This is a genomic window from Lysinibacillus sp. UBA5990 (genome assembly GCF_002429815.1).
Classification (GTDB): Bacteria; Bacillota; Bacilli; order Bacillales_A; family Planococcaceae; genus Lysinibacillus; species Lysinibacillus fusiformis.
Genome location: NZ_DJAY01000015.1, coordinates 1,299,652 through 1,323,256 on the forward strand (window position 1 = coordinate 1,299,652; position 23,605 = coordinate 1,323,256).

At 38.2% G+C, this 23,605-nt stretch carries 23 protein-coding genes; 15 read left to right on the top strand and 8 right to left on the bottom strand.

Features of this window, described 5'->3' with window-relative positions:
* Positions 1-36 precede the first annotated feature (36 nt).
* Together B3D94_RS19080 and B3D94_RS19085 are read left to right on the top strand one after the other, a co-directional pair.
* Positions 37-1,236 (top strand): AI-2E family transporter, encoded by a 1,200-nt coding sequence (locus B3D94_RS19080; RefSeq protein WP_069481340.1) that lies wholly within the window; start codon positions 37-39, stop codon positions 1,234-1,236.
* Between the two features lie 75 nt (positions 1,237-1,311).
* Positions 1,312-1,677, top strand: a complete 366-nt coding sequence (locus B3D94_RS19085) for a cupin domain-containing protein (RefSeq protein ID WP_291759368.1) — start codon at positions 1,312-1,314, stop codon at positions 1,675-1,677.
* 43 nt (positions 1,678-1,720) lie between these two features.
* On the opposite strand, the gene B3D94_RS19090 is transcribed toward B3D94_RS19085, so the two are convergent.
* Positions 1,721-2,896, bottom strand: a complete 1,176-nt coding sequence (locus B3D94_RS19090) for an aminotransferase class I/II-fold pyridoxal phosphate-dependent enzyme (RefSeq protein ID WP_069481341.1) — start codon at positions 2,894-2,896, stop codon at positions 1,721-1,723.
* 282 nt (positions 2,897-3,178) lie between these two features.
* Between B3D94_RS19090 and B3D94_RS19095 the strand changes: the two genes are divergently transcribed.
* Entirely contained in the window at positions 3,179-3,994 is an 816-nt protein-coding gene (locus B3D94_RS19095) for an ATP-binding protein (RefSeq protein ID WP_414674003.1), read from the top strand.
* A 46-nt stretch (positions 3,995-4,040) separates the two neighbouring features.
* On the opposite strand, the gene B3D94_RS19100 is transcribed toward B3D94_RS19095, so the two are convergent.
* Entirely contained in the window at positions 4,041-4,835 is a 795-nt protein-coding gene (locus B3D94_RS19100) for an enoyl-CoA hydratase/isomerase family protein (protein WP_258270100.1), read from the bottom strand.
* A gap of 361 nt (positions 4,836-5,196) precedes the next feature.
* Here B3D94_RS19100 and B3D94_RS19105 point away from each other — a divergent pair, with 361 nt between their 5' ends.
* Positions 5,197-6,072, top strand: a complete 876-nt coding sequence (locus B3D94_RS19105) for a tyrosine-type recombinase/integrase (protein ID WP_291759377.1) — start codon at positions 5,197-5,199, stop codon at positions 6,070-6,072.
* A 51-nt stretch (positions 6,073-6,123) separates the two neighbouring features.
* On the opposite strand, the gene B3D94_RS19110 is transcribed toward B3D94_RS19105, so the two are convergent.
* The 3 genes from B3D94_RS19110 to B3D94_RS19120 form a co-directional block, all read right to left on the bottom strand.
* Positions 6,124-6,978: a transglutaminase family protein gene (locus tag B3D94_RS19110; RefSeq protein ID WP_008177642.1), complete on the bottom strand. Its 855-nt coding sequence runs from the start codon at positions 6,976-6,978 to the stop codon at positions 6,124-6,126.
* A gap of 61 nt (positions 6,979-7,039) precedes the next feature.
* The gene (locus tag B3D94_RS19115) at positions 7,040-8,005 is read right to left on the bottom strand and encodes an alpha-E domain-containing protein (protein ID WP_193831947.1); all 966 of its coding nucleotides are present in this window, start codon (positions 8,003-8,005) and stop codon (positions 7,040-7,042) included.
* Positions 7,959-9,449 carry a circularly permuted type 2 ATP-grasp protein gene (locus tag B3D94_RS19120; RefSeq protein WP_291759385.1) on the bottom strand — a complete coding sequence of 497 codons (1,491 nt, stop codon included), beginning with the start codon at positions 9,447-9,449 and terminating at the stop codon, positions 7,959-7,961. The genes B3D94_RS19115 and B3D94_RS19120 overlap by 47 nt, the downstream gene beginning before the upstream one ends.
* Before the next feature lie 75 nt (positions 9,450-9,524).
* Here B3D94_RS19120 and B3D94_RS19125 point away from each other — a divergent pair, with 75 nt between their 5' ends.
* The 3 genes from B3D94_RS19125 (at position 9,525) to B3D94_RS19135 (ending at position 11,797) form a co-directional block, all read left to right on the top strand.
* On the top strand, positions 9,525-9,938 hold the full coding sequence (locus B3D94_RS19125; RefSeq protein WP_291759388.1) for a hypothetical protein: 414 nt from the start codon (positions 9,525-9,527) through the stop codon (positions 9,936-9,938).
* A gap of 328 nt (positions 9,939-10,266) precedes the next feature.
* Positions 10,267-11,229, top strand: a complete 963-nt coding sequence (locus tag B3D94_RS19130) for a tyrosine recombinase XerC (protein ID WP_291759390.1) — start codon at positions 10,267-10,269, stop codon at positions 11,227-11,229.
* A 52-nt stretch (positions 11,230-11,281) separates the two neighbouring features.
* The gene (locus B3D94_RS19135; protein WP_291759394.1) at positions 11,282-11,797 is read left to right on the top strand and encodes a DinB family protein; all 516 of its coding nucleotides are present in this window, start codon (positions 11,282-11,284) and stop codon (positions 11,795-11,797) included.
* A 55-nt stretch (positions 11,798-11,852) separates the two neighbouring features.
* On the opposite strand, the gene B3D94_RS19140 is transcribed toward B3D94_RS19135, so the two are convergent.
* Complete coding sequence (locus B3D94_RS19140; RefSeq protein WP_291759396.1) at positions 11,853-12,245, bottom strand: hypothetical protein; 393 nt, start codon at positions 12,243-12,245, stop codon at positions 11,853-11,855.
* A gap of 442 nt (positions 12,246-12,687) precedes the next feature.
* On the opposite strand from B3D94_RS19140, the gene B3D94_RS19145 reads away from it, so the two are divergent.
* From B3D94_RS19145 to proS, 4 genes are all read left to right on the top strand, one after another.
* On the top strand, positions 12,688-12,837 hold the full coding sequence (locus B3D94_RS19145) for a hypothetical protein (protein ID WP_004230023.1): 150 nt from the start codon (positions 12,688-12,690) through the stop codon (positions 12,835-12,837).
* Between the two features lie 206 nt (positions 12,838-13,043).
* Positions 13,044-13,214 (top strand): transcriptional regulator, encoded by a 171-nt coding sequence (locus B3D94_RS19150; RefSeq protein ID WP_291759407.1) that lies wholly within the window; start codon positions 13,044-13,046, stop codon positions 13,212-13,214.
* A 393-nt stretch (positions 13,215-13,607) separates the two neighbouring features.
* Positions 13,608-15,323 (top strand): putative bifunctional diguanylate cyclase/phosphodiesterase, encoded by a 1,716-nt coding sequence (locus B3D94_RS19155; RefSeq protein ID WP_232540555.1) that lies wholly within the window; start codon positions 13,608-13,610, stop codon positions 15,321-15,323.
* Positions 15,324-15,657: 334 nt separating this feature from the next.
* Complete coding sequence (proS, locus tag B3D94_RS19160; RefSeq protein ID WP_291759410.1) at positions 15,658-17,094, top strand: proline--tRNA ligase; 1,437 nt, start codon at positions 15,658-15,660, stop codon at positions 17,092-17,094.
* Positions 17,095-17,141: 47 nt separating this feature from the next.
* On the opposite strand, the gene B3D94_RS19165 is transcribed toward proS, so the two are convergent.
* Both B3D94_RS19165 and B3D94_RS19170 read right to left on the bottom strand, forming a co-directional pair.
* Positions 17,142-17,816, bottom strand: coding sequence for an HAD family hydrolase (locus tag B3D94_RS19165; RefSeq protein WP_291760676.1), 675 nt, complete (start codon positions 17,814-17,816; stop codon positions 17,142-17,144).
* On the bottom strand, positions 17,803-18,300 hold the full coding sequence (locus tag B3D94_RS19170; protein WP_291759413.1) for an NUDIX hydrolase: 498 nt from the start codon (positions 18,298-18,300) through the stop codon (positions 17,803-17,805). Before B3D94_RS19170 ends, B3D94_RS19165 begins: the two co-directional genes overlap by 14 nt.
* A gap of 229 nt (positions 18,301-18,529) precedes the next feature.
* Between B3D94_RS19170 and B3D94_RS19175 the strand changes: the two genes are divergently transcribed.
* From B3D94_RS19175 to B3D94_RS19190, 4 genes are all read left to right on the top strand, one after another.
* The gene (locus B3D94_RS19175) at positions 18,530-19,216 is read left to right on the top strand and encodes a diphthine--ammonia ligase (protein WP_291759415.1); all 687 of its coding nucleotides are present in this window, start codon (positions 18,530-18,532) and stop codon (positions 19,214-19,216) included.
* Between the two features lie 226 nt (positions 19,217-19,442).
* Positions 19,443-19,769 carry an ArsR/SmtB family transcription factor gene (locus B3D94_RS19180; RefSeq protein ID WP_036125832.1) on the top strand — a complete coding sequence of 109 codons (327 nt, stop codon included), beginning with the start codon at positions 19,443-19,445 and terminating at the stop codon, positions 19,767-19,769.
* Positions 19,766-20,176 carry an SRPBCC family protein gene (locus B3D94_RS19185; protein WP_291759421.1) on the top strand — a complete coding sequence of 137 codons (411 nt, stop codon included), beginning with the start codon at positions 19,766-19,768 and terminating at the stop codon, positions 20,174-20,176. The genes B3D94_RS19180 and B3D94_RS19185 overlap by 4 nt, the downstream gene beginning before the upstream one ends.
* Before the next feature lie 132 nt (positions 20,177-20,308).
* The gene (locus B3D94_RS19190; protein ID WP_291759424.1) at positions 20,309-23,479 is read left to right on the top strand and encodes an ATP-binding cassette domain-containing protein; all 3,171 of its coding nucleotides are present in this window, start codon (positions 20,309-20,311) and stop codon (positions 23,477-23,479) included.
* Positions 23,480-23,605 lie beyond the last annotated feature (126 nt).

A 23,605-nucleotide genomic window follows, 5' to 3' on the forward strand; every position in this document is an offset into this window, starting at 1 on the left:
AATATAAAGGTAGAGCTTTTTGATTGGGGTGGATATATGGAAAGAGAAAGACCAAAAGAGCGTTCAAACCTGTTAGCAACCAAGTTTATTCGTTTCTTAGGTGGTAGAAACCTATTATTTACGCTGGTTATTTTATTATTAGTTGCATGTGTTATTTTTATGTTTAATCAAGTTTCCTTTATCTTTACCCCGCTTCAAGTATTATTTGAAGTAGTCATTTTACCAGGGGTACTAGCCGTCATTGGCTACTATTTATTACGTCCATTGCTGGCGATTTTGGTTAGATGGCGTATCCCGAGAATTTGGGGTATTTTAATTCTCTACATTGCGGTCGTTGGTGTCATAACACTGCTCGTTGTGTTGGTTTATCCGTTTTTACGTGATCAATTCACGAACCTAGTGCAGGAATTCCCAGAGTATTTTATGAAGTTTACGGAAAAATTTGTTGCATTCTTTAATCATTCACGTTTTAACGATTATTTAGATAAAATTAATTTTGACTACAATGAAGTGGTTCAAAACTTTACTACAGATATGGTGAAAACTGTGAAGGATACAGCTGCAAATATAGCACAAGGTGTAGCATCCGGTATTACGGGCTTCCTATCAACGTTAACAGGCATTGTTCTATCGCTTGTAACAGTACCATTCATCTTGTTTTATTTACTGAAAGAGGGCGAAAAGTTACCGAAATTTATGCTGAAAGTTTGCCCACCGCGTATGCGTAAAGAAGTGACTGAAATTTTCCATGATATGGACAAGCAAATTAGTTCTTACATACAAGGGCAAATTTTAGTATCAATGTGTATAGGTGCAATGGTAACGATTGGCTTCTTAATTATTGGTATGAAATATGCTTTATTGCTCGGCTTCCTTGCAATGATTACAAGTGTAGTGCCTTATTTAGGCCCTGTCATTGCCATCACACCAGCCGTTATTATCGCCCTTGTCACATCACCATTGATGCTGATTAAGCTAGCGATTGTATGGACGATCGTGCAGTTAATCGAGGGAAAATTCATTTCTCCTCAAATTATGGGGAAATCGCTCAGTATTCACCCGATTACAATTATCTTTGTATTATTAACGGCAGGCTCACTATTCGGTGTCCCTGGTGTCATTTTAGGGATTCCTGGATATGCAATTTTTAAAGTGCTTGTGACGCATCTATTTAAGCTATTTAAACAGCGCTATAACCGTTACGAGGACGACGTTCATCAAAAATATGATGTATAAATAAAGAAGAAACAGCTACTGCCGATTGACAGTAGCTGTATTTTTAATAAGAGATGAAGGATGGGGGAAAAGGGAATGACATACATACTGATTAATTTTCAAGAAAAATTAGCGAAATTCCAAGAGCACTGGTCACCAAAGGTAATTGCCGAAATGAATGAATATCAATTCAAACTTGTTAAAGTAATGGGAGATTTCGTCTGGCATAAACATGATGATACAGATGAAGTGTTTATTGTTATTGAAGGAGAGCTCCTCATCGAATTCCGTGATGGAGAAGTGAGATTAAAGGAGGGTGAAATGTTTGTTGTACCACGCCAAGTCGAACACAAACCTTATGCCGCTGCCGAGTGTAAAATCTTGCTTGTAGAGCCTGCTGGTGTAGTGAATACAGGGGAGGAAAATTCTGCGCTTACTGCTGAAAATGATGTTTGGATATAGTTAAGAAAACCCTTCTAGCATGTTGCTAGAAGGGTTTTCTATGTTAGTTTTCTTGTAGTACTTGTATTTGCGCTAAACGATCAACAGCTTTCTGAAGGATTTCCGCTGGTTGCACGAGTGCTAAGCGCAGATAACCTTGTCCTGCCGTTCCAAATACAGTACCTGGAACCGTAACTATGCCAACCTGCTCAATCAATTTAAAGGCAAGTTCTGTGCAGTCCATATCATATGGGTATTTTGCCCAAACAAACATCCCGCCATTGGAAGGCGCTGCGTCCCAACCTAGTGCCTGTAAGCCATTCATCAGTGTTTGATGACGCTTAGAGAAGGTAGCACGTAAGCTTGCCGTAATTTCTTCAGCATGATCAAGGGCAACGACAGCTGCATCTTGAATAGGCTCAAAAATACCAAAATCTAAATTCGATTTTAGTTGCTTTATGATCGCGATCATTTCAGCATTTCCTGCGATATAGGCAATACGGGTTCCTGCCAGACTAAAGCTTTTGGAAAGGGAGTTAATTTCCATCCCAACTTCTTTTGCACCCGGTGTAGCAAGGAAGCTAATCGGTCCATCGCCCGTAAAATAAAACTCAGAATAGGCTGCGTCATGCAAAACGATGATGTTATATTTTTTAGCAAAGGCAATCACTTTTTCAAAATATGCTAAGGATGGCATCGCTGGTACTGGATTTCCTGGTAAGTTTAAAATTAATAGCTTTGCTTTTTGGGCAATATCTTCCGGAACAGCGTCTAAGTCAGGTAGATAGTTGTTGTCAGCTGTCTGAGGCATGTAATAGGGTGTTGCACCAGCTAAGTGAATACCTGCGTCATACGCAACGTAAGCTGGGTTTGTGGAAAGCACGATGTCTCCTGGATCACAAAAGGCCATTGGAAGATGCACTAAGCCTTCTTGAGAGCCAATCGTTTGAATAATTTCAGTAGTGGGATCTAAATCAACATTGCTACGGCGCTTATAGTAGCGACTGACTGCCTCATAAAAACGCTGTGTGCCTGTAAGTGTATAGCCATATGATTCAGCTAAACCTGCTCGAAAAGATAGATGTTCACGAATTTTGGCATGTGGGGGAAGGTCTGGGCTTCCTAAGCTTAAGTCAATCAGGGTCATGCCCTTTGCTTGCTGCTCTCTGGCAAAATTTTTCAAATCTCCGAAAATTGCTGGTGTAAATAATGACATTTTTTTAGATGGTACGATTTTCAAGACTAGTACACTCCTTGTAGTTGTATAACAGAATAGTAGTTCACATTTTATCATACTAAAGCACAGAAAGGGACAGATATTCTGAAAAAAGAAAATATTTATATAATGTAGAGGATGTGCGCATAGGCTAGCGAAAATGGAATGCCTAATGCTGGGAAAACCTACTGTAAATTCCGTAAATGTAGAAGTTGTATTATACTTACTATATAGTTTTCAGTCTGAATTATTGGTGCGAATTGATGGATCTAACTGCTATCATTAGCATAAGAGAGGGTGAGGGCCTTGAAGGTATATTCGTTAAGTGGACCAAGTGGCACAGGGAAAAGCACTAGTGCTCTGTCTTTTGCCCATAAAATAGGCGCACAGGCGATTATCGATGATGGATTACTCATTGTCAATGGCGTGAGAGTCGCAGGAGTTTCTGCCAAATTTGAAAAAAATACAATTACCGCTGTAAGGCGTGCCATTTTTACGGATCAGGAGCACCGTGAGGCCGTCAAGAAAGCGCTAGCAAGCCATCGAGTGGAGTCTATTTTACTTATTGGGACGTCAACGAAAATGACGAATAGTATTGCAAAGCAGCTGGAGCTAGGGGCTATCGAGCATTATTATGATGTGGGAGATGTTCGTTCCTTTAAGGACATCCAAAAAGCTCGTTTTATACGTCAAACGCAAGGGAAGCATGTCATGCCGATCCCTTATCGACAAGTTGAGCAAAACTTTTTTAAGCGACTGGTGCTAAAGGGAATGGAGATTTTTTCAACAAAACGTGAAAAAATTGGGGAAACAACCATTGTTCGTCCTGATTTTCAACGGGAGTATATTGAGATTAGTAATCATGTGTATGTCCAGCTACTTACGTATTGCTGTCAACAACAAGATTTCGTACAAAAGGTGGAGCAAGTCCAATTTGTGCTAGGTGAACAGGTCCAAGCTATATTGTCCCTACAGGTAAGGTTACCGATTGATTATCCGTTGGCAGAACATTTATATAACTTACAACAAGCAGTGCAGACGGAATTTTATGAGCATTTTGGCTATGAATTGGATGCTATCCATGTTCATGCCAAATCCGGAATACAAAAGAAAAAGTCATAAAAAACAGGTACTCCCGTCGCTATTGGGCGAGAAGAGTACCTGTTTTTTATTTAGGTTGACGCGTAAACTGTGGCTGGCGTTTTTCAACGAATGCTCGGCAACCTTCTTCAAAATCATTACCGACAAATGGCGTGGAGCCTTGCCATAAGGCTGGAACACTATCCAGACATTCTTGGACAGATTGCTTTACTGCCAGTAAGGATTCAGGAGACATCCTCGCCACAAGCTTACCCATGCGGATCATGTATTTATTTAAATCCTTCTCTGCTACAAGATAATTGAGCATCCCAAGCTTATAAGCTTCCTCTGCTTTAAACATTCTTCCTGTAAACACTAAATCCTTCGTTGTAGCAGGGCCAACAAGCTGTACTAAACGCTGTGCAAACTTATTATTTAATGTGATCCCCAATTTACCAACAGGAATGCCGAGTTTGGCTTTATCGGAGCCAATACGGATATCGCAGGCTAACGCTAATTCCAACCCAGCCCCCATTGCAGGACCATTAATCACACCAATCGTAGGAATCGGCAAGCGCTCAATAGTGGAAATGGTCTTTTCCATATGTATAAACGCCTCTTCAGCCTTGTCGAGAGAAATGGCATTAAATTCTTTAATGTCAGAGCCAGCAGTGAAATTTTGTCCTGAGCCTCGTAAAATAAGGACTTTATTTTTGGGATTATCTAATACTTGTAGGGCAATTTTTGCTAATTGGTCCCACATATTTGCGGTTAATGCATTTTTCGCTTGTGGTCGATGGATTGTAATAATTGCTAGCCCAGCAGTTTCTTGATAAATAATTTTTGCGTCTTCTGCTTCCAGTCGAGTCGTCTTTACTTGCATTTTAGAGAGCCCCCTACATATTTGTCTATATCTTTATTATATAGCACAATGAACGATAAACACGAAATTATACGAATTTTCATATAAAATTGCGTTGTTATACAAAATAGGTGGAATAAATAGCAATTGTTCTACAACAGAGGAACGGAATTTACTATTGTAAGAAAGCAAAAGTTGTGAGAAACTAATAGTCGAACATTTGTTTCTTAATTATGCAAGAAGCATTTGAATGATGGAAGCGGGTATGAACCTTTGAGTACAGATTATCCGACACTATAATATTACATAAAAACCAGAACATACGCACCCAATATATAGTAAAATAAAAATAACTACCGCTCAGCTAACAAGGAGGGAACTCATGATCACACTCAAGGATGCGTGGAACAGATATATTTTGCTGCTGCAGTCATTAAAGAAAAGTGCAGCAACGATGAAGCAGTACAATATGGACGGGCAGCATTTTTTATCCTTCGCCCATGAAAAAAATTACTTGTATGTAGATCACCAATTTCAAGAGTTATTACTAATTTATTGTCACTATTTAAAGGAAACCTATAGCAATATCAATACATTTAATCATAAAATAGCAACAATGCGTGGCTTTGTAGACTTTATTTTCTTACGCGAATGGATGGAGCCCTTTGATTATCAACATATTTTACAGCCGAGAAAAAGGCAAAAAGAGGCGTTACAAGTACTCACAACTAAGCAAATAGGGCAAATGGCTAATGTTTGGCCAAATTATTTTCAATATGCAAAAACAGCAGAGCATGCATGGCTGGCTAGACGGAATGGTTGTATTGTTCAGGTTTTGATGGAAACTGGTTGTAAGCCGGCAGAGCTTGTACGGATGAAATGGTCGCATTTCCAAAAGGAAAAATCAACTCTTTTTATTGCCAATCAGAACGGGCGCCGTGAGGTAAAGTGTTCGCCCATACTTATGGACATGCTAGCACATTATAAGGAAGAAACAGAAGCCATGCATGACAAAGAGGTAGAGGAATGGGTGTGGGTGAGTGAAGCAAGCATGACAAAGCCGATTACGACGAAGACAGTGGAACGTATTTTTCAAACGATGTCTAAAGATATTGGAAAAAACGTCAGAGCCACCGATTTGCGTTATACCGTTATGCAAAGGGCGTTTCAGGAAGAGAAAACACTGGAACATATTCAGCAAGAAATGGGCTATGTTCGCAAATGGGTACTAACAGAAAGACAACAGCGCTTTGAATAAAAAATGTGCAGCAATCGCGTATATCGCCATTCCTGCACATGTCATTATTTATTATAAATGATTCAATGCTTTGACACTTACTTTTACGGTTAAATCATGCTTGCCTCCTGAATAAACCCCTTCAACAGGGCTTATATCACTATAATCTCGACCAATACATAAAATAATATGGTTTTCTAATACTTCCACATTATTTGTAGGATCTAAACCAATCCAGCCAATACCAGGTATCATCACTTCTACCCAAGCATGTGTTGCAATATCGCCGACGAGAGCTGAATTTTCATCGACATATAAATAACCACTAACATAACGTGCTGGAATTCCTTTAGAGCGCAATACACCTAGCATAACATGGGTGAAATCCTGGCATACTCCACGTTTTAGGGCAAATGCCTCACTGGCTGTTGTACCCACATCTGTTGCTGAAGGATCATATTCAAAGCTAGAGTATAAGTATTGCATTAAATTAAGCGAAAAGAGCACAGGATTTTCAGCATGGCCAATTGCATGAAAAACTTCCTCCAGCTGTTGCTCGGTCATATACGTAAAATGAGTTGTTTTTAAATAGGGAAGATAATGTTCATAAAATAGCTGTGAGTGAAAAATAGTTTGCATTTCGGGCGAATATTGAATGCGATGAATAAATGGCGCACGCTGGATACTGACAATCGACGATGTATGAATTTCTAGTACTTGATGCTGCTCAGGAATATAAAATGAACCTACTGTATTTCCCCAAATATCCGTATGCTCACGGGTAAGAGAGGATGGAGTAATCGCAATTCGATAGGATAACAGCCGTTGACGCTCATCACTCCGCGGCTTTAAACGAATCGTATTTAAGCTTTGATCGACTTCAGACTCATACTGAAAAATATTTGTATGTTGAATTTCAAATTTCATCGTGTCCGCTTCCTTCTGCTTACTGACTTGCCTGTTGAAAGGGAGCTGTGATGGATTCCTTTCAAGGTTGTATGCTGGGTTCATATAAATGATAGATTGTCGAGAATGTTTCGCTAAATGCAATCCATTGACTCAATCTTTCCTCCATTATTGTGATGGCTTCCTCAACGCTCATTGACCAAAAATCAAGATGATCGATTCCTAGGACAAAGCTTTTGATGGTCGAATGAAGCGTTAAACATCTTGACGACAAAGGATCATGCTCGATGGATTTGAGAGCTTCTTCTAATTTTTTCAGACAAAACATGACAGAGCAAGGAAAATGTTCATCCTGCAATAAATATTGAATGACGGTTAAGAGATTGGTTTGGCGGTGCTTCTGCAAAAATGATTCTTTTGCGGCAGCAAGGTCCAATAGAAACGTACCATCCATCTCATGAAGAGATTGGCCAGTTATTTTCTGTTGTTCTAGAATAATGAACGTCATCCGCATTGTTTTTTCTGCTCTTTCCAGCCATTTCCCAATCTGCATGAAATAAAAGGGGAGATCCCGATCCATCGTGCTCTCAATTAATCCAGTCACCATCCACAAGGTCTTCCGTACTTCCTGTAAAAAAGCTTGAAGATCAATTAATGGGATAGGCCGATCCGTTGTTAGTATGTCCTGTTGCTTAGTTAAATAAAAGGCATTTTGTATTTCCCAAAGCTCCGCAGGTATACGATCTCTCGTAACTCGAGCATTCTCTCGAATGGCGCGTAATGTAGCAAGGAGAGAGTTGCCGTTTTTCTCAGAAAACAGAAGATAATCAATTAATGGATTAACACGTATAGCTGTATAATTGGCTAAATACTCCTCCTTTGAGGCACAAATATTTAATACAGCCTCCCAATGATCAATATAATCATGTTCTTGCCCAGATTGCTCCAACATATTCAACAGCTGTACCTGTAATATATGTGTATTGGTTTGCGTGCGTTCACTATACCGTGCCATCCAGTATAACGCGTCGGCTACTCGACTCAGCATGCTGCAACTCCTCCTTTAAGATCCATGTGTCCTTAGCACCACCACCCTGCGATGAATTGACCACAAGGGAACCTTCTTGTAAGGCCACTCTTGATAATCCACCTGGCAACACATAACAATCCTCACCCTTCATGGCATACACACGTAAATCCACATGGCAAGGATAGAATCGCCCATTTTGAAAGGATGGTGCTCTAGACAATTTAATAGTTGGCTGGGCAATATATTGGCATGGATGCATCATAATTTTGTCCTTAAACAAAGCGATTTCTTCCTCATCTGCATGGGGGCCAATCAGCATATCATAGCCCCCAGATGCACTCACATTTTTAACGACTAGCTCCTGAATATGCTCCAGTACCCATGCTCGCTGTTGCTCATCTTCTAAATGATAGGTTTTCACATTGGGTAATATCGGCTCTTCTTGTAGGTAATAGCGAATCATTTGAGGGACATAGGCATACATCGCTTTATCATCTGCCACACCATTACCAACAGCATTTAAAATGGCCACATTGCCTGCTTGGTAAACTGCCATTAAATGAGGGACGCCCAATAAGGAGTCCTCACGGAATGCAACCGGATCTAAAAAATCATCATCGATACGGCGATAAATAATATCGATTTGCTGTAAACCGTAGATGGTTTTCATATAAACCTTCAAATCCTTTACGACTAAATCACGGCCTTCCACCAGTTGAATCGTTAAATGCTGAGCTAAAAATACGTGATCATAATAGGCTGAGTTGTACATTCCTGCTGTTAGTAGCACAGCTTTTGGTTCTCGCCCTTCATCCATAGTAGGTGGGCGATGGGCAAGCAATGTTTTTTTCATGTTAGCCATCTGCTTATCAAGAGATAAAATAGTATGTTTTGAAAAAAATTCTGGATACACTTCCTTCATGACGTCACGGTTTTCAAAAACATAAGAAATGCCAGAAGGATTCCGTAAATTGTCTTCCAGCACGAAATATTCACCTTTTTCATCCCGGATTAAATCAATACCTGCTAAAAATATATGATTAGCAATTGGCACATTAAGTCCCTTCATGATAGGCGAGAAATATGGATTCTTTTCTACCAGCTGTCTAGGAATATAGCCATCACAGATGATTTTTTGTTCATCATACACATCCTGTAAAAATAAATTCAGTGCTTCTACACGTTGTTTGACACCTGCCTCAATAATCGCCCACTGTGTTTGAGGAATAATGATAGGGACACAATCAAAGGGCATAGTCCTTTCGGTTCCATCTTGTGCACCATAGACAGTAAAAGTAATGCCTTGTCTGAGAAAGCTTGCTTGGGCTTGACGATATTTCTCTTCGAGTTGCTCCTGAGAAAAAATGGATAGCTTATGATGAAAAGATCGATAATGGGGCTTCGGTTGATTGCCATCAAACATTTCATCGAAAAACAGACTAGAATCATATAAATTCATCATATGGATCCCTCCGAATTTGAGTAGTAATAAAAAAATGGTACACTGTGAGTAAATACATAAAAGGAGCTAACATTCATGACAATCATTAATCTAATGCAAGCTTATGAACTTGATAAACTATCTAAATTAAATTATTCAGACGAGGAGATCTTACGTGCTTTACGGGCAGGGGATGTATCAGCTTGGCAGGAACAAGTACCAAACTATGAATTTAGTGAAACAATGGCACTTTTTCAGGATGACGAACAAGAGTTCTTAGATGCGTTACATGGCCATTATCGAATCAAGTATGTAACTTTGCCTGGCATCCAACGTTTATTGCACCTGCGCTTTAACCTTGAAGAAGGAGTAGATTACCAACTGTTAGAAACTGGTATCCAACATTTGATGTGTGATGAGGAAACGGTCACAAAATTACAGCAAATGTTATCGACGAACTGGTCACTTACAAAACAAGCCGATCAGAAGTACTCGGTTTTTGTAAAATAGTTGTTTTATCCAAATAATACCATGCACGTTATGAGACGAATCGACATAGGTAGTTACCCACCTTTCTATTTTTCGAGTCGCCTCACAAAGCAATAGAAGTATACTAGATTTTAATATTCATCGAACATCAACTTTATACCTAAAAACCAATAACTGTCACAATTTAGTTAGAAGATCCTCTATATAAAAGAGGATCTTTTTTATTCGCATGTATATCGAACGAATGTTTCTAAAACGTAAAAAAGTAGCTTGTTTTTTCAATAAAGTTCCCAAATTTATATTTGGGAACGTTTTTTATGGTAAAATAGAGCAAATAGAGGTGATTGAGATGCAAAAATCAAAACAACCAAAAATCATGAAGGACTTTCTTGTTTATTTAACGACCATCAAAGGAAAGTCACAGCGCACAAGAAAAGAATACGAATATGATTTGACTTTATTTTTCCGTTTCCATACAGCTGTCCAGGAGGAACTGGATTTAGATAATTTAGCAGCCATTAATATTGCCACCATTACAATAGATGAAATTCGAGATATTACATTGGAGGACCTTTATTACTTTATGGAGTATTGTGAGGTACAGCGCGGAAATTCTGCAGCTTCAAGAGCACGGAAGGTAGCGACATTAAAATCCTTTTTCAAATACTTAAAAGGTAAACGAAGACTCATTGAGGAAAACCCAGCAGAGGAATTAGAAACACCAAAAATTGGTCGGAAAAGACCCATCTATATGAATTTTCAAGAAGCTACACAATTTATAGATGGCATACCTGCCAATCAGGCATCACCAAGAAATTACTGTATGATGATGTTTTTCTTAAACTTAGGAATTCGTGTGACAGAGCTATGCCAGCTTAATATTACATCTATACAAGGACGCCATTTAACCGTCGTTGGGAAGGGAAATAAGGAGCGTACTGTTTATTTGAATGATAGCTGCATGCAGGCACTTGCAGACTATGAAAATAGTGGAAAAACACCATATAAGGGAAACGGAGATGAGCCTCTTTTTGTCTCACAGAAGGGAACACGTTTTACGCGGCAAACTGTTGCTAAAATCGTAAAACGTATTAATCAGCAATCAGGCCTCCAAAAAGAGCGACTTACACCACATAAGCTGCGCCATACTTCTGCAACGATGATGTATAAGACGGGTGCTGATATTCGAAGCTTACAACACATCTTAGGGCATTCAAGTGTAGCAACCACTCAAATTTATACACATATCGAGGATGAGCAGCTACAGCAGGTTTTAGAAAACAATCCATTTAATATGGTGCATAAAAGATGATTTACACCCATCTCTGTCGAATATAAAGGTATAACGATTATGGGGGTAGTGTATGATTTTATTTGCAAAGGATCAATTTGATGCCACAAGAGAGCAATTACTTCAGGAGATTAACCATTTAAGTGATACCGAATTTAATGACAAGCCAGATGCACAAAATTGGAGTATAGCACAAATCTGCCATCATCTGATTTTAGTAGAGGAAGCAACAAAGAAGGCTGTTACATGGGGCTTAAAATCACAAGAACAGTCGTCTCCTGAACGAAAAGATATGCAACTGCTGTTAGACCGTACACGAAAATTCCAAGCGCCAAGCATAGTGAAGCCTTCGGAAGAACCATTTCATGTTCAAAAAATGGTGGAATCGCTAGCAACAACAAGAGCGGAATTTCTCGGATTTTTAGAAACGATTGAGGACACTGATGCTTTAGCAAAGCGCACTGTGAAGCATCCAGCTCTTGGTGAATGTCCACTCGATCAATGGATTGAGCAAATTTATCTCCATGAACAACGTCATATTCAGCAAATTCAGGAAATAAAAAATAGCTGGCAACAGGCTCCAAATTAATTTGAAACAACCCATCTATCTGTTTAATAGATAGATGGGTTGTTTTTGCGATTTATCATTGATCAGGAAGTTTTTGGATAAGGTTTGAATAAACGCTTATCTTCATTTTCTTTTCTATAAAATGTCCATTTATATCAGCATAAATGGCTTTAGTTGTACCGTCCTCATACTCTGTAAAAAGCACCTTTCCATGGTTATAGGGTTCCATGATGGAATCTGTATCTAAACTCATATCCGGTAAAATATTCTCTGCGGCTATAGATAGTACTCTTCGTTCACGGAAAAGCTGTCCAATGCCTCTATGTTTACATTTGTAGAAATTAAAAATGAGCAAGCCATTGCTTTTGCGCAGGTACCTCCATTTGCACGGCTCGCCCATTTTTAGAGGCAGTATGGTATTTGCAGTGATTTTTAAGTAATCACCATTTTTGCTTTGTACGATTGTCATTTTAGTCTTAGCATTAAAACTTTAAGAAAATCCAAGTGATGCAAGGGCACGAATCGGAACGAAAAGATGATGACAGTCCATTAGTGGATGTACATCCTGCTTTATACATGCACTATTGACAACAACTTTGAATGGCCTAACCTCCTCTTCTGGCTTTGATACAGACGCTACGAATGCAGGAGTTTTGGCTATTATTCCGAAACCTACTATTAAATTGATCCCTGCTATGATGTTCTTCGTTCCCTCGTTCTAAAGTTTATATTTTAGCATTGAATACCAAAAAAACGCCCTATTTTAGGAGTTCTTAAACGCTAGCAAAGCGATGCAAGCTTGAGATGATTTTTTCTGTCATAAGCACTTGACGTCCATCATAATCTGTTATATATTAAATAAAAATAAAAACAACTGTTATAAAACAGATTCAACTAAGGAGGAGTTTTTAATGTCAAAGTATCGAGATGGGTATGAATTTTATTGTGAAATGTGTGAGCGTTATGGATTAGAACCAATTTCATTCCGCTATTATGTATTACAGTTATCACAGCAACAACTTTCTGCTTATAATATGCAAGCGAAACAATTAGGGATTTAAAAGGATATGGTGATGACGGAAGCCGACGCGAATATTTTATGAAAAGCCCAGCCATACTAATTAATATGGACTGGGCTTTCATCTTTCTAAAAAAAGATTTCGGAAAATTCGTTGATTTATAAAGTAGAGACGGAAAAATATTATCAAAATAAAAATACAGTTATAAGTACAAGGAAAAGTAGTTCAAGTGAAAGGAAGAAATAAAGATGACTGATTATCGTGAAGGCTATGAATTTTATCGACATATATGTGAGGAGCATGGATTAGAGCCCATCAATTTTCACTATTTTATTTTAAATTTATCGCAAGAGCAGTTAAATGCTTATAATGAGCATGCTAAAACATCAGGAGGATCAATAGAATATGAGGTCTCCTAGCTATTTTAGCTATTAAAATGCCTTACTGCTGCTTATGAATGACAGTAAGGCATTTTGTCTGAGTACTTTTACAATCTGATAAATTTATAAGTTATTAGTATGTTGTATTTAATGGAGAAATAGCCTAAGGAAAGTACTATCAATAGTACAAAAGTATTCAAAAACCTTAAAATTAGACAATTTTGTATGTTAATAATAACTAATATTTGTATTTTATATCAAAAAATATTCCAACCTTGCTTTGAATGATTTCATATTTGGGTTGAATTAACTGCTTTTCTAAGACTATAATATAATTACAGAAAAAAGGGCGATATACCACAACTTTATACCTCGCTGTAAAATAAAGCAAAAGTACCAAACCCTTCATATTTTAATGAATGGAGAATGAAAATGATGAATATCACGCCTAGTAGTAATCAAATGAACTACAGTCTTAAAGAATTGCAAGATATTTTTTCCGCTATGAATAGTTCCATTATTGTGGCAATTACAGATCGTACCGGAAAAATTACTTTTGTTAATGATCATTTTTGTAAAATTTCGAAGTATACGCGTGAAGAATTAGTAGGCCAAGATCACCGTTTACTGAATTCAGGCTATCATCCTAAATCTTTCTTTAGAGAGATGTGGAGAACAATCGGTAATGGTGAAATGTGGAATGGCGAGGTTTGCAATCGTGCGAAAGATGGCAGTTTATATTGGGTGAAGACAACTATTTTCCCATTCCTTGATGACCGGGGAAAGCCTTATCAGTATATCGCAATCCGCGTCGATATTACAGCGCAAAAGGATATTAAAAAAATTACCCACATAGCCTATCACGATGAATTAACAGGGCTACCAAATCGTCGTAAATTAGAACAGCGTTTAGAAAATGAATTCCATCAATCTCGACGTACAGGAGAAAAGTTTGCGTTATTTTTCATTGATGTGAATCGTTTTAAACACATTAACGATGGGCTTGGTCATATTATCGGTGATATGTTTTTAGTGGAAATGTCAAATCGTTTAAGGAATATTGATTATACCTCTAATTCTTTCTATCGCCACAACAGTGATGAATTTGTCATGATTTTAAATGATGTGAATCGTATAGAGGAAATGGCCAAGGAAATTATGAGTGTCTTTAATGAAAGCTTTGTAGTAGATAACTATGAATTTTATGCAAGTATTAGCATAGGCATTAGTATTTTCCCGGATCACGCAAACACTGTAGAAGAGTTACTGAAAAATGCTGATATTGCGATGTATGCTGCTAAATCTACGCGAGGAAATCAATATCGCCTCTACCGTGCCAATATGGATGAAGCGAATGATAAATGGCTTTTACTGGAAACAAAATTACATCAAGCATTAAAAAAGGATCTTTTAGAATTACATTACCAGCCTAAAATTGATTTAAAAACTGACACAATTATTGGTATGGAGGCATTATTGCGCTGGTATGATCCAGAATTGGGGCATATCCCGCCGGATCGATTTATTCCATTTGCTGAAGAATGTGGACTCATTAATGATATTGGTGTATGGGTGCTAGGTAAAGCCTGTGCACAGGCTAAACTTTGGAATGAATCATATAATCTCAGATTACGTGTAGCTGTTAATATTTCACCGATTCATATAAGTACATCAGGCTTTGTAGATATGGTGAAGGAAGTCATTGTTGGAACAGGCATTGACCCACATTTATTAGAAATTGAAATTACTGAAATGAGCATGCTTGATTATACAGAAGATTTAATTAATACGATTAATCAATTGCGCGCGCTTGGGATTACGATTTCATTAGATGATTTCGGGACAGGCTATTCATCTCTAAATTACTTAAAAAAATTCCCTGTGGATGTACTTAAAATTGATCGTGCTTTCGTTCGTGATATCGTTCCTGAAAAATCTGGTATCGCGATGATTTCTGCAATGATTTCTTTAGCTCATGCGCTCAACCTACAAGTAGTTGCTGAAGGTGTGGAGGAAGAGGCTGAATTAAACGTACTTCGTGAGCATGGCTGTGAGTATGTTCAAGGCTATTATTTTAGTAAGCCACTTTCTGTAGAGGATTTTACAAATATAATCGTACAGTCGTTCACTAATAGTTCCAGTTATTAATTGCTATTCATGAATAATTTTGCTAAAGTGAGAGATAATATAAATTACAATTTGATGATGTGGCCAAGTAAGTAAGAATAGTGAAACAGAAAATATAGCACCTGCTGAGAGCTATATCACCGCTTCTTTACTGAACACCTACCACGGAGAAGTTATGAAAAACATAACCGAGTCGTTTTCGTTACTAAACGCTAGAGGGTTTTAAGCTTAGCTTAAAGCTAAATTCAAGGTGGTACCACGTCGATCCAGCACAAAGACGTCCTTTATACAAGGACAGCTTTGTGCTTTTTTAATTCATCAAATAAATACTTACAAAAAAATGGAGGTAAGCACAATGTCAAAACAACTAGAGGATTTTTCAAAATGGTATATCGAAACCATTCAAAAAGCAGATTTAATGGATTATACGCCAGTTCGTGGCTGTATCGCCTTTAAACCAGATGGCTACGAAATTTGGGAGCATATACAGGAGGCAATGGACCGTCGTTTTAAAGATACAGGCCATCGAAATGCCTATTTTCCAATGCTAATTCCTGAATCCTTCTTCCAAAAGGAAAAGGATCATATTGAAGGGTTCTCACCTGAGCTTCCTTGGGTGACTGAAGCAGCGGGTGAAAAATTAGAAGAACGCTTAGCACTTCGTCCGACATCTGAAACAATGATTGGCCACCTTTATTCAAATTGGATTAAAAGCTACCGTGACCTACCTGTTCTCATTAATCAATGGGCAAATGTCTTCCGATGGGAAAAGAAAACATTACCTTTCATTCGTACCTCAGAATTCCTTTGGCAGGAAGGGCATACGGCCCATGTTGATGAGGCAGATGCACGTAAAGAAACGATGCAAATGCTAGACATTTATAAAGAAGTGGTGGAACAAGTTCTAGCGATTCCAGTCTATGATGGACAAAAAACACCATCTGAACGTTTTGCAGGAGCTGTCGATACGTATTCGATTGAGGCAATGATGAAAAATGGGAAGGCTGTGCAAGCTGGTACGTCCCATTATTTAGGAACAAAATTTGCAGAAGCCTTTAACATAAAATATTTAAATAAAGCGAACCAGCACGAATATGTACACACAACATCTTGGGGGACATCTACACGTTTAATTGGTTCTGTCATTATGGTACACGGGGATGAGCAAGGACTAGTTTTACCTCCACGAATTGCTCCAACCCAAGTGATTTTAATTCCAGTAGGACCATGGAAAAAGAATCCTCAAATTATGGAGCAGCTGGATGAAATTTTTGCGGCATTAAAAGCGAAGGGGATTCGGGTACGACTTGATGATTCAGACCAATCGCCTGGCTTTAAGTTTAACGAATGGGAGCTAAAAGGAGTGCCTGTTCGTCTTGAATTAGGCCCACGTGATCTTGAAAACAAGCAAGCTTTACTGAAAGCACGTGATGAGGATGAAAAACAGACGATTGAATTATCAGCAGTTGTGACAGCCATTGAGAAAGAATTAACGACGATGCAAACACGATTACTAGAGAAAGCTCGTCAATTCCGAGAGGCAAATGCTCATTCAACGATTGATACATTGCCACAATTACAGCAGCACATTGAAACAGCTAAGGAAAATGGGACTATTCCAGGCTGGGTACTTGCTGGATGGTGTGGGGAAGATGTGTGCGAGGAAAAAGTGAAGGAAGAAACGAAATACACGACTCGCAATATTCCATTCAATCCACCAACAACAAAAACGACTTGTATTTGCTGTGGGAATGAAGCAAAACATACCGTTTGGTTTGCCCAAGCATATTAATAGTACGTACACGAACCCCTGGGCGAAAACTCAGGGGTTTTGTCCTTCTATATGAAGTAACTTTCTAAACGCTCCAACGAATGAATCTCGGCATATGGCTGGATAGCAGTGTCATTTTTGCGAATGGATGGATTAAACCAGACGCCCTTTATATGGGCCTGTTGACACCCATTAATATCCTTCTCTAAGTCATCCCCAACAAAAAGAGTTTCCTCTGGATTGACATCCAGTCTTTTTAAGGCCATTTCAAAGATACGCTTATCTGGTTTACTAAATCCCACTTCCTCAGAAATAATGACCGTATCAAAACAGCGATCTAATTTTGTGTAGGCTATTTTAGCTTTCTGCCTTTCTACAGCGCCATTTGTGATTATGCCCACTTTCACTTGCTGCTTTATACGATGAATGAACGTTATCGTATCCTGATGAACAGCAAAACATTGAGGAAAGTGAAGATTCCAAAAGTCTTGAATAGCATGGTTTGGCATGCCGTTTTGCGGCGGAAATTCACCAAAAAATGAAGCGATAACATCGGTTTTATCACGCTGACCAAAGTATGTTCCATCATATACTTTAGATTGTTGTCGCATTTCATTTTCTAACGTATGATCAACATCTCTGTAACACATTTTTACCAGCTTGAAAAATAATCTATCTACTGCCTCATCTCTATTAAGTAAGGTGTTATCTAAATCAAATAACATTGCTTTAAAACGGTTCAACCAAGTCACGACCTTTCATCCTATCAGTGATGTTTTCCTTTAATAAATAGGTATTAATAATATCTATTGCTTTCTTGACGGTATTAGATGGCAACGCATCTAAAGAAAAATAGGCTAGCTGTAAACTCTCACCATCAACCGTTTCAAGCTGTCCATCTATTTGTTCTGCCAAAAAAACGGCGGTTACCCCATATACTTCATCGCCATTTGGGTATTGATAATAATCCTGCTGACCAGATAGCATCGTTACAAAACGTAGTTGGGAAGTATGTAGCCCAGTTTCCTCAAATAATTCACGTCTTGCGGTATCCTCTAAACTTTCACCAGGTTCCATCGCTCCTCCAGGTAAACCCCACATTTTTATATCAGAGCGTAGCTGGAGCAGAATTTGTTTCTCATCATTTAAGACAATGACCGTTGAACCTACCAAAATTAGAGGCATTGTCCCAAGCTGTTGTCTGAGTGCTTTTACATAATCACTCATAGCATTCCTCCTTTTTCCATCAACCGTTAAGTATACCTTAACATAAATATCCAGATTCTCAGCATGCTTGTGATAAAATAAAAGAGTGATTTCCTACTACATCCCTATCATGTAAAATTATCAATAACGTTGGTGAAAAAAATAGATGAAGCAAGTAGCTTTAATAGCGACTACCTAATAAGAATGCAAGAAGGATTGATCTTCATGGACAGTAAAAGGAGAAATAGAAATGACAGAAACAACTGGCTGGAAAAATAATGCGCACAATCATCCATTCATCGCTTCATTCAGTGGGGGAAAGGATAGTGTTTTAGCTTTATATAAAGCATCACAGGTGGGACGAGCGATGGGTCTTATTGTCATGCTAGAGGAGGAAGGGAAACGCTCTCGATCCCACGGCATGCCACCTGAGCTTATACAGGCTCAAGCCGATTCGATCGGATTGCCAGTCTATACGGCTGCGGCAAGTTGGACGGATTATGAACGTGTATTTATCGAACTTTTAAAAAATGCGAAAAATCAAGGGGCAGAGGTGTTAGTTACGGGTGATTTAGATATGCCTGCACATGGCTGCTGGCATGATGAGGTGACGAAAAAGGTTGGTCTAAAGCTTGGCATGCCATTATGGGAGATGAATCATCGGGACGCAGTTGATGAATTTATTCACTTAGGGTTTGTCACCATGGTGGTGACAGTAAATTTATCATTAGGCATGACAACGGAGGATTTAGGACGAGTACTTACTCCTGATTATATAAAAGAATTGGAAGAGCGTAATATCGACCCTTGTGGAGAAGGGGGAGAGTTCCATACTACAGTTTTGGATGGACCACTTTTCCAATATTCCATTAAGGTTCGTAAATGTCCTATTATTCGAGATGGGGAATATGCATTTTTACCATTAGAACTTGCTTAAAAATATCCTAAAAACAACGATGGATGCCTGTTTTATGGTATGTCCAAAGCATAATATCCATAGACAATTATCATTCATACAAACACAAAGGAGCTCACCTTTGTGTTTTTTGTATTCATAAGTATAAAATCCATAACAAAATGTCCAAAATAATAATTGACTAGACACTAAATGGTGTCATATAATTAGGACACCATTTAGTGTCCTAATAGAAAGGGTGGTGGTTTTGAATAACAATCATCAAGAGCGTGACGTGTATGTAGCCATTGCTGACCCTACAAGACGCCAATTGATTAATTTATTAGCTAAGGCAGATGAGTTACCGCTTCACGAATTAACGGCTCACTTTGATATGGGACGTACTGCCGTGTCTAAACATTTAACTATCTTGAAAGACGCAGGCCTTGTGATCGCTCGAAAAGAAGGTAGGGAAACAAGATATAGGCTAAATGCGGCTCCATTGAAAGAAATACAAGATTGGATATCGATTTACGAAGATTTCTGGAAAGCAAGAATTTCAAAATTACATTTATTATTGGGGGAAGACAAATGAAACCAGATGTAGCATTAGATTTTAAATTTACAAGTTCCATCGAGCAAGTATGGCATGCCTTAACTGATTCGGACACACTGGCAAAATGGATTTGGAGCAATGATTTTCAGCCGATTGTAGGCCATAAATTCCAGTTCCAAGCTGAGCCAAACGAATGGTGGGATGGCATTGTCGATTGTGAGGTACTTGAAATTGATGAGCCGCATAAACTATCTTACACTTGGACAAGTGCGGGTGAAACAACAACTGTAACTTGGACATTATCGCAATCATCTGACGGTACAACTCAGTTACATCTCGATCAAGGTGGATTTAGTGAAGAAACAAAAGCTCGTCAAGGAGCAATTGAAGGAGCTAAATACGCTTGGACTAACATGGGTAGTCAGCTTGAAAAAGTATTAGCCTAGTAATTGAATCAACCTTTATGAAAAAGAGCGCAATTCCTTTAAATGAATTGTGTTCTTTCATTTTCTGAAGGTCGCTCTTCTTAGATAAATAAAGTGTCCATGTGAAAATAGTAAACACGGAAGGAAAACAGAATGAAGATTAATCAACTTATTGCCAACAATATTAACCGTTTAGATGTCGACTTACCTGAAGATCTATCCCTTGGCATTGCTGGCTTGTCTGGATCAGGGAAAACCACTTTTTGTCAAACAATAGGGGAAGAATCCAAAAAGCGTCTTGTTTCTTTATTACCTAAAGCTGAATACCAATATTTGTTTCCAGCGATTATGGAAACGAATTTTAGCGCCATTAAAATGGAGGATATGCCATTAGTTCTTTTTCTAGGGAAATCATCCATATCTACAAATCCACGCTCAACTATCGGTACGCATACAGGTGTATTTAAGGAAATACGTGATCGATTAGCGGAAGAGTTTCATTTATCTCCAGAAGTTTTTTCCTTTAATAATGCACTAGGCTGGTGTCCGACGTGTAAAGGACGTGGGACGACGAAAAATATTGAATGTAAAAAATGTCAGGGGAAGCGCTATAGCCAGGAAGTAGAACAGCATCAGCTAACATTAAGGGATGAACTATATAGTATTTCAGATATCCATCAATTAAGTGTGGAAACGATCTATTCCTTATCAACAGAATTAAAGATTAGTGAAGAAAAACAACGTATTCTTCAAAATATTATCCAAATGAATATTGGCTATTTATCATTAAATCGCATAATGGGTACATTATCAGGAGGAGAATTAACAAGACTCTATTTAGCTGAGTTTATGGCAACGAGCGAAAATACGGTAATTATTGTTGATGAAATCTCCGTAGGTCTTGACCATGACACACTCTTGAAAATTTTAGAGCAAATTCAACGACTTGGCTCTAAAAATCAAATTTGGCTAATCGATCATTCGGATACGGTTTTAGATACAGCAGATAAACATCTATTCTTTGGACCAGGGAGTGGAAAATACGGAGGAAAAATCGTGGAAGAATCTCCTCGACCACAGCCTATCTATTGGGAACGTAGTCAGGTAAAACCAAAGACCTTCTATCAATTCCGCGACCTACATTGCCGCAATATCCAAATAGACGCGATAGAAATTCCACAAAATCAACTTGTCACCTTCACAGGAGAGTCTGGCTGTGGGAAATCAACACTAGTTAATGAGTGTATCGCAAAGGATTTTCTAAAGCGCTATCCAAAAGATAAATTAGTGATGGTTGGGCAAGATCGAAATCAATCGATTACAAGCCGATCCACTGTTGCGACATTTCTTGATATTAAAAAGAAATTGACCAAATATAGTGAGGAAATCGATGATATTTTTCAACGCTCGATTGAAGATATTATCGAGGAGCTCCCGAAGGAAGATATTGCTCATAAACGTTTAAGCTTGCTCATCAAACTTGGTCTAGGCTATTTAACGCTGGAAAGAAAAACACAAACTCTATCAACCGGTGAATTCCAATGTGTGCATTTAGTGTCAGAGCTGTTCGCCAATTCTCGAAATCCTCACACACTGTTTATTTTTGACGAGCCTTCCAAAGGATTATCACAAAATATTTTAAACCAATTTATTGATAGTATTAGGGATATTCTGAAAGATGATTCGATCTCCATTATCATGATTGAGCATAATGCCTATATGCTTGAAAGCTCTGATTATATTGTAGACTTTGATAAAAGGCAGCAGGGGCCAGTGACACATCTTGATGTAGTGGGTCATGAAGCATATTTTAAACAATCGCACCTTACGAAAAGCACCACTGACCTACAAATCACATCTACCTTAGCATCGAAAAATGGTATTCATTACTTACATGACCATCCTATTAGCTATTTTAAAAATGCCGAAAATATTTACAAAGGTGGCATCTTAAAAAGCCTTTCATCAATGGCCCGTCTAATTTACGGTGAATATGAATCGAATAAGATTGCTCCTGTCATTGCGATTGATCTTGAAAGACATTTATACAGCCAATATAGTTTTCTATATGAAATAGGTGGCCTCATAAATCATATTGTCGCTGCCCATCCGACGAATAAGGATACGAGAAGCTTTGATTTCTTTAGCCAAGAAAATCATTGTCCTAGCTGTTCAGGTCGATTACAAATTGAAGAATTCGATTTTGATTTAGTCATTCAAAATAAAAATGTGCCATTCTGGGACGGCTTATTGCATCCTGAGGTGATGGATGTTCTAAAATACTACCAACATTCAAAATTAGCATTCCTTTTTGAAGAGATAAAAAATGAACTAGGTCAAGACATCAGTAAGAGCTATAATGATATGACTGAAGAAGAAAAGTATACATTTTTATATGGTTATTGGGACAAATCATTTTATGATAAAGCAACAAAATCCTCGAAAAAATGGGAAGGCTTTAATTTTATTATTGGCCGTTATATTGTCATCTCTAAATCCATCATTAAAGAGCAAATGAAGGAAACAAGGAAGATGGTACCTTGTCCAATTTGTCATGGCTCTGTCCTGAATCACCAAAAGAAATTACATTTTGGTGACACGGATATTCGAGAAATAATTCATCAACCGATTGATGAGGTCATTAAACTAGTAGGCCATTTACCACAGCTTGAAAAAATCCAAGCCATTGTAGGTAGTGATATGTCACTGATACAAGATGTTTCATTACTGCCAAGGGAAATGCAAGTATCACTGAAAATGATGGAATTAGAGCTTGCCAGCTTTGTTGGCTATGAGATTGTTCTGCAAAATACATTACCATTCTGGGATAAAATCAAAGATAATATTGCTACGATCAGCCGTAAAAACCAAGTAACGATTTGTGATTTCCCGAATATTTATGAAACAAGAGACACAATTATTGATCAATATTTTACGAATGGTAAATATAAAAAACTAACGTATGTTTATGAAGCTTTCGGCTACAAAAAAATTGTGACGCAAATCAATAAAGTGAAAGGCAGTCATTCTTGTCCATTTTGTAAGGGGAAAAAAGTTCTAACGGAAGATGGACTACATGACGGTGTCTATAAATTAACGGTTCCATGCGTTAGCTGTGGTGCAACTGGTATTAATGATGAGGGCCAAAAGGTAATCATCGAGGGCATTGACGTACATACATGGCTAACGGGTACCGTCAGTGATGTTGTAACGGAAGGAACCCAGTTGGAAGCAGTGGCGCAAATTCCTATTTTCAATCGTATTAGAGAGCTAAATAAACAAGAAATGATGGCGGTTTATCAGTATCTTGAACATAATCGTTAAAATTTCGGTTCAAAGCCCATTTGCCAATGCAGATGGGTTTTTATGTATCACTAATTTTTCCAAAAAAGTAAACAATCTGTGTCGTCGTTGACATAGGAACCGTACTATAAGGATAGGTGAATTGGC

Excerpts from the sequence above, each read along its gene's own strand:
- B3D94_RS19080 (WP_069481340.1), top strand. The coding sequence starts at position 37 with ATGGAAAGAGAAAGACCAAAAGAGCGTTCAAACCTGTTAGCAACCAAG.
- B3D94_RS19085 (WP_291759368.1), top strand. The coding sequence starts at position 1,312 with ATGACATACATACTGATTAATTTTCAAGAAAAATTAGCGAAATTCCAA.
- B3D94_RS19100 (WP_258270100.1), bottom strand. The coding sequence starts at position 4,835 with ATGCAAGTAAAGACGACTCGACTGGAAGCAGAAGACGCAAAAATTATT.
- B3D94_RS19105 (WP_291759377.1), top strand. The coding sequence starts at position 5,197 with ATGATCACACTCAAGGATGCGTGGAACAGATATATTTTGCTGCTGCAG.
- B3D94_RS19110 (WP_008177642.1), bottom strand. The coding sequence starts at position 6,978 with ATGAAATTTGAAATTCAACATACAAATATTTTTCAGTATGAGTCTGAA.
- B3D94_RS19115 (WP_193831947.1), bottom strand. The coding sequence starts at position 8,005 with ATGCTGAGTCGAGTAGCCGACGCGTTATACTGGATGGCACGGTATAGT.
- B3D94_RS19120 (WP_291759385.1), bottom strand. The coding sequence starts at position 9,449 with ATGATGAATTTATATGATTCTAGTCTGTTTTTCGATGAAATGTTTGAT.
- B3D94_RS19125 (WP_291759388.1), top strand. The coding sequence starts at position 9,525 with ATGACAATCATTAATCTAATGCAAGCTTATGAACTTGATAAACTATCT.
- B3D94_RS19130 (WP_291759390.1), top strand. The coding sequence starts at position 10,267 with ATGCAAAAATCAAAACAACCAAAAATCATGAAGGACTTTCTTGTTTAT.
- B3D94_RS19135 (WP_291759394.1), top strand. The coding sequence starts at position 11,282 with ATGATTTTATTTGCAAAGGATCAATTTGATGCCACAAGAGAGCAATTA.
- B3D94_RS19140 (WP_291759396.1), bottom strand. The coding sequence starts at position 12,245 with ATGACAATCGTACAAAGCAAAAATGGTGATTACTTAAAAATCACTGCA.
- B3D94_RS19145 (WP_004230023.1), top strand. The coding sequence starts at position 12,688 with ATGTCAAAGTATCGAGATGGGTATGAATTTTATTGTGAAATGTGTGAG.
- B3D94_RS19150 (WP_291759407.1), top strand. The coding sequence starts at position 13,044 with ATGACTGATTATCGTGAAGGCTATGAATTTTATCGACATATATGTGAG.
- B3D94_RS19155 (WP_232540555.1), top strand. The coding sequence starts at position 13,608 with ATGATGAATATCACGCCTAGTAGTAATCAAATGAACTACAGTCTTAAA.
- proS (WP_291759410.1), top strand. The coding sequence starts at position 15,658 with ATGTCAAAACAACTAGAGGATTTTTCAAAATGGTATATCGAAACCATT.
- B3D94_RS19170 (WP_291759413.1), bottom strand. The coding sequence starts at position 18,300 with ATGAGTGATTATGTAAAAGCACTCAGACAACAGCTTGGGACAATGCCT.
- B3D94_RS19175 (WP_291759415.1), top strand. The coding sequence starts at position 18,530 with ATGACAGAAACAACTGGCTGGAAAAATAATGCGCACAATCATCCATTC.
- B3D94_RS19185 (WP_291759421.1), top strand. The coding sequence starts at position 19,766 with ATGAAACCAGATGTAGCATTAGATTTTAAATTTACAAGTTCCATCGAG.
- B3D94_RS19190 (WP_291759424.1), top strand. The coding sequence starts at position 20,309 with ATGAAGATTAATCAACTTATTGCCAACAATATTAACCGTTTAGATGTC.